The 4,256-nt window shown below is 72.7% G+C and carries 3 protein-coding genes; 1 reads left to right on the top strand and 2 read right to left on the bottom strand.

The window, feature by feature from the left end:
• Nucleotides 1-203 precede the first annotated feature (203 nt).
• The gene (locus ACFVU9_RS45300; protein ID WP_387603930.1) at nt 204-1,700 is read left to right on the top strand and encodes an MFS transporter; all 1,497 of its coding nucleotides are present in this window, start codon (nt 204-206) and stop codon (nt 1,698-1,700) included.
• A 144-nt stretch (nt 1,701-1,844) separates the two neighbouring features.
• Here the strand turns inward: ACFVU9_RS45300 and ACFVU9_RS45295 are convergent, their stop codons facing one another.
• Both ACFVU9_RS45295 and ACFVU9_RS45290 read right to left on the bottom strand, forming a co-directional pair.
• Nucleotides 1,845-3,362: a DNA polymerase IV gene (locus ACFVU9_RS45295; RefSeq protein ID WP_387603927.1), complete on the bottom strand. Its 1,518-nt coding sequence runs from the start codon at nt 3,360-3,362 to the stop codon at nt 1,845-1,847.
• A gap of 105 nt (nt 3,363-3,467) precedes the next feature.
• On the bottom strand, nt 3,468-4,190 hold the full coding sequence (locus ACFVU9_RS45290) for a vancomycin high temperature exclusion protein (RefSeq protein ID WP_380449075.1): 723 nt from the start codon (nt 4,188-4,190) through the stop codon (nt 3,468-3,470).
• Nucleotides 4,191-4,256: the final 66 nt, after the last annotated feature.

The raw sequence follows: 4,256 nt of genomic DNA, 5'->3' as shown, positions 1-4,256 counted from the left end.
CGCACGCCGCCCCACCGGCCCACCCCCCCCCCCAAAACCACACCACTCCCCCCAACCCCCCACCCCCAGCCCGCCGCAGGCGCCCCCCACCCCCGCCCGACCACTCCCCTTTGCCAAACCTTAACCACTCGATATTTGACACTCTGAAGTATCTCCCTGCATGGTTATTTCAGTTCATTCACTATGTACGGGAGGAAGCAACCGTGAGTGAGGCACCACAGCCCACCACCGCGGCCGAGAAGCAGAGCACCACCCGGGTCCTGCCGGCCCTCATCCTGGCGATGCTGTCGTTCAGCGTGGTACAGACCGCGGTCGTCCCGATCCTGCCGTCGCTGGCCAAGGAACTGGACGTCTCCGGCTCCAACATCACCTGGCTGATGACCGCCAACCTGCTCTCCGCCGCCGTGCTGACTCCCCTCCTGGGCCGCTTCGGCGACCTCCGGGGCCGCAAGCCGATGCTGCTGATCTCGCTGGCCGGTCTGGTCGCCGGTTCGGCGCTCGCCGTCAGCACCCACTCGTTCAGCCTGCTGATCGTCGCCCGCGTCCTCCAGGGCGCCGGCGGTGGCGTGATGCCGCTGGCGATCAGCATCGTCCGCGACGAGCTGCCCAAGCAGAAGGTGACCGGCGGCGTCGCCGCCATCAGCGCCTCGATGGGCGTCGGCTCCGGCCTCGGCCTGGTGGCCACCGGTCTCCTGCTGGAGCACTGGAACTACAAGTCGATCTTCTGGATGGGCCTGGTCTTCGGCCTGATCGCGGTCGCCCTGGTCGCCTTCCGCGTCCCGTCCGACCCGGTGACCGACAAGGAGGGCGGCGCCGACCCGCTCGGCGCCCTCACCCTGGCCGGCTGGCTCTCCGCCCTGCTGGTCGCGGTCAGCCAGGGCAACCACTGGGGCTGGACCTCCACCAAGACCCTCGGCCTGTTCGCCGTCGCCGCCGTCGTGGCCCTGATCTGGGGCGTCATCGAGGTCAAGGTCAAGCACCCGCTGGTCGACCTGAGCATGATGTCCCGCCCCGCGGTCGCCTTCACCAACCTGGCCGGCCTGCTGATCGGCTTCGGCATGTACGGCTCGTTCATGGTGATCAGCAACTTCGCGCAGACCCCCGAGAAGCTGGCCCACTACGGCTTCACCGCCACCGTGCTGCACGCCGGCATCATGCTGCTGCCGTCCGCCATCGGCTCGATGGTGGCCGCTCCGGTCGGCGCCATGCTGATCGCCCGCCGCGGCCCGCGTCTGCCGCTGGTCCTCGGTGGCGTCCTCGGCGCCGTCGCGATGGCCTACCTGGCGCTGCGCCACAGCCACGAGGGCGACATCTACACCGCCTCCGCCATCTTCGGCCTCGGCATCGGCCTCGCCTTCGCCGCGATGCCGGCGTACATCAACGGCGCCGTCCCGGTCGAGCAGAGCGGCATCGCCAACGGCATGAACTCCGTGCTGCGCACCGTCGGTGGCGCGATCGGCACCGCCGTGATGACCGCCATCCTGACCGGCGACACCATGAAGCTCCCGATCAAGATCCCGGTGCTGCTGCCGACGCTGGACGCCTACAAGCACGCGTTCTGGACCACCGCCGTGGTCTGCATCATCGCCGGTGTCGTGCCGTTCCTGATCCGCACCGTCAAGTCCTCCGCCGCGGTCACCGCCTCCGGTGCCCAGGCCGGGCAGATCCCCAGCGACGAGCTGGTGAAGACCGACGCCTGACGAGGCGTCCGCCCCCGCGCTCAGGGACAGGGCGCGGGGGCCCGGACCTCACACGGTCGGGAGGGCATCGCGACCGCCCGAGGCCCGGTAACGGAATGCGGCCCCACCTGGTACTCCCCTTCCAGGTGGGGCCGCAACGCGTTCTCAGCCCTCCTCCTCGGCGCCCTCCTCGGCGCCCTCCTCGGCGCCCTCCTCGCCGTCATCCACGCCGTCATCCACGCCGTCATCCACGCCGTCATCCCCCACGTCCTCATCGGCACCCTCCTCGGCCCCGGCGCCGAACCGCCGGCCGCCCCAGTCCTCGCCCTCGACCAGCGGCAACGGCCGGGCCGGCTCCAGGTCGGGATCGTCCACCGAGAAGGTCCGCACCCGCCCCGGCCCGCTCCACGGCGTCTCGAACCGCACGGTCACCCGCCCGACGCCACTGCCCTGCACCCACCCGGGCCCGTACTCCGCGTGGTGGACGTCCTGCCCGGGCATCCAGCGCCGCAGGGCGGGCTCCTCCGGCTCCTCCGCGGCCCCCGCGCCCTCCTCGCCGCCGTGTTCGAGCGCGGCCTCCTCCCGAACGGCCTGGGCGAACAGGTCCTCCTGGGTGTAGTCGGCGAGCTGCGAGACCCCGACGCCGAGCAGCCGCACGCCGCCCGTGATGTCCACCTGGGACGCCAGCCGACGCGCCGTCTCGGTGATCACCGTCTCGTCGTCCGTCGGCCCGCGCAGCGTCTCCGACCGGGTGAGCGTCGAGAAGTCGAAGCGGCGGACCTTGAGCACCACCGTCCGCCCCGAGCGCCCCGCGGCCCGCAGCCGCCGCACGCACCGGGCGGCCAGCACCTCGACCTCGCGCAGCACGCGGTCCCGGTCGGCGAGGTCCACCTCGAAGGTGTCCTCCACCGAGACCGACTTGGCGTCCTGGTCGGCCACCACGGGCCGGTCGTCCAGCCCTATCGACATGGCGTAGATGCCGCTGCCGTGGGCCTTGCCGACCAGTTGGACGAGCTCCGCCTCGCCCGCGTCGGTGAGGTCGGCCACCGTGACCAGCCCGGCCCGCCGCAGCACCTGCTCGGTGGCCGGCCCGATCCCGGGCAGCGCCCGCACCGGCATCGGGCCGAGCACGGCCCGCTCCTGCCCGGGCTCGATCAGCACCAGCCCGTCCGGCTTGGCCCGCTCGGAGGCGATCTTCGCCATCAGCTTGGACCCGGCCGCGCCGACCGACCCGGTGACCCCGGTGTGCCGACGGATGTCGGCCCGCAGGTCCTCCCCGAGCGCCAGCACCAGCCGCTCCCCGGTCTGGTGGTCCGCCTCCCTCAGTGCCGGGCCGTACGGGCCGGCCTCCAGGTCGACGAACGCCTCGTCCAGGCTCAGCGGCTGCACCAGCGGCGACAGCTCCCGCAGCAGGCCCATGACGATGTCGCTGACCTGCCGGTAGGCCTCGAACCGCCCGGTCAGGAAGGCCGCGTTCGGGCACAGCCGGCGCGCCTGCGCCGTCGGCATCGCCGAGTGCACCCCGAACTTCCGCGCCTCGTACGACGCGGTGGAGACGACCCCGCGCCCGCCCACCCCGCCGACGATCACCGGCTTGCCGCGCAGGCTCGGCTTGGCCGCCTGCTCCACCGCCGCGAAGAAGGCGTCCATGTCGAGGTGGATGATGCTCGGCAGTGATCGCACGCGCCGATCATGCCGCACGGGTCCGACAGTGCGTGCGAACCCGGCCGCACCCCCGCCTCGCCCCGGCCGCGCCCCCTCCGATACCCCGCTCCGCTACCCCCTCCGCTACCTCTGGGCGGCCTGCGCCAGCGCCTTCGGGATCCCGTCCTCCTTGGGCCCGAGGAACACCGGGTCCGGCCGCATCCAGGCGCTCAGCGCCGCCTTGCCGGCCCCCGGGATCTCCCGCAGGCCGCCGTACAGCCACGTCACGTCGTGCAGCTCCGGCACCCCGACGGCGTACGACTCGATCCCGGCCGCCCGGCACAGGGCCAGCGCCCGCCGGACGTGGAAGTCCTGGCTCACCAGCACCGCGCGGTCCACCCCGAAGACGCGGTGCGCCCGGGTGCAGGAGTCCCACGTGGTGAAGCCCGCGTAGTCCCGGACCACCCGGTCCTGCGGGACGCCGTGGTCGACCAGGTAGCGGAACATCGCGTCGGGCTCGCTGTACTCCACCCGCCCGTTGTCGCCGGTCACCAGGATCGCCCGGACCTTCCCCTCCCGGTAGAGGTCCAGCGCCCCGACCAGGCGGTGCTCCAGATAGGGCGTCGGCTGTCCGCGGTCCAGCCCGGCCCCGAAGACGACCGCCACCGGCGCCGACGGAGCGGACTCCACCGTGCCCACCCGGTCCCCCGCCGTCAGCCACAGCCAGGACATCGGCGCCAGCGCCACCGCGCAGCAGAGGACGGCCAGTTGGTAGATCCTGCGCTGCGTCCGCCGCTGCCGCAGCCGGACGGCCCACTGCTCGGCCCGGCGCCGCAGCAGGCCCGCTATCCCGGAGCCGACGCTCACGTGCCCTCCCTAGATCGTTCCACCAGGCACCACGACGAGGCCGCGGGCCCGGACGGTTCCCCGTCC

Source organism: Kitasatospora sp. NPDC057936 (assembly GCF_042887525.1).
GTDB lineage: Bacteria > Actinomycetota > Actinomycetes > Streptomycetales > Streptomycetaceae > Kitasatospora.
Note: the sequence above shows the minus strand (reverse complement) of the source record. Positions and strands in the feature narration are given on the sequence as shown.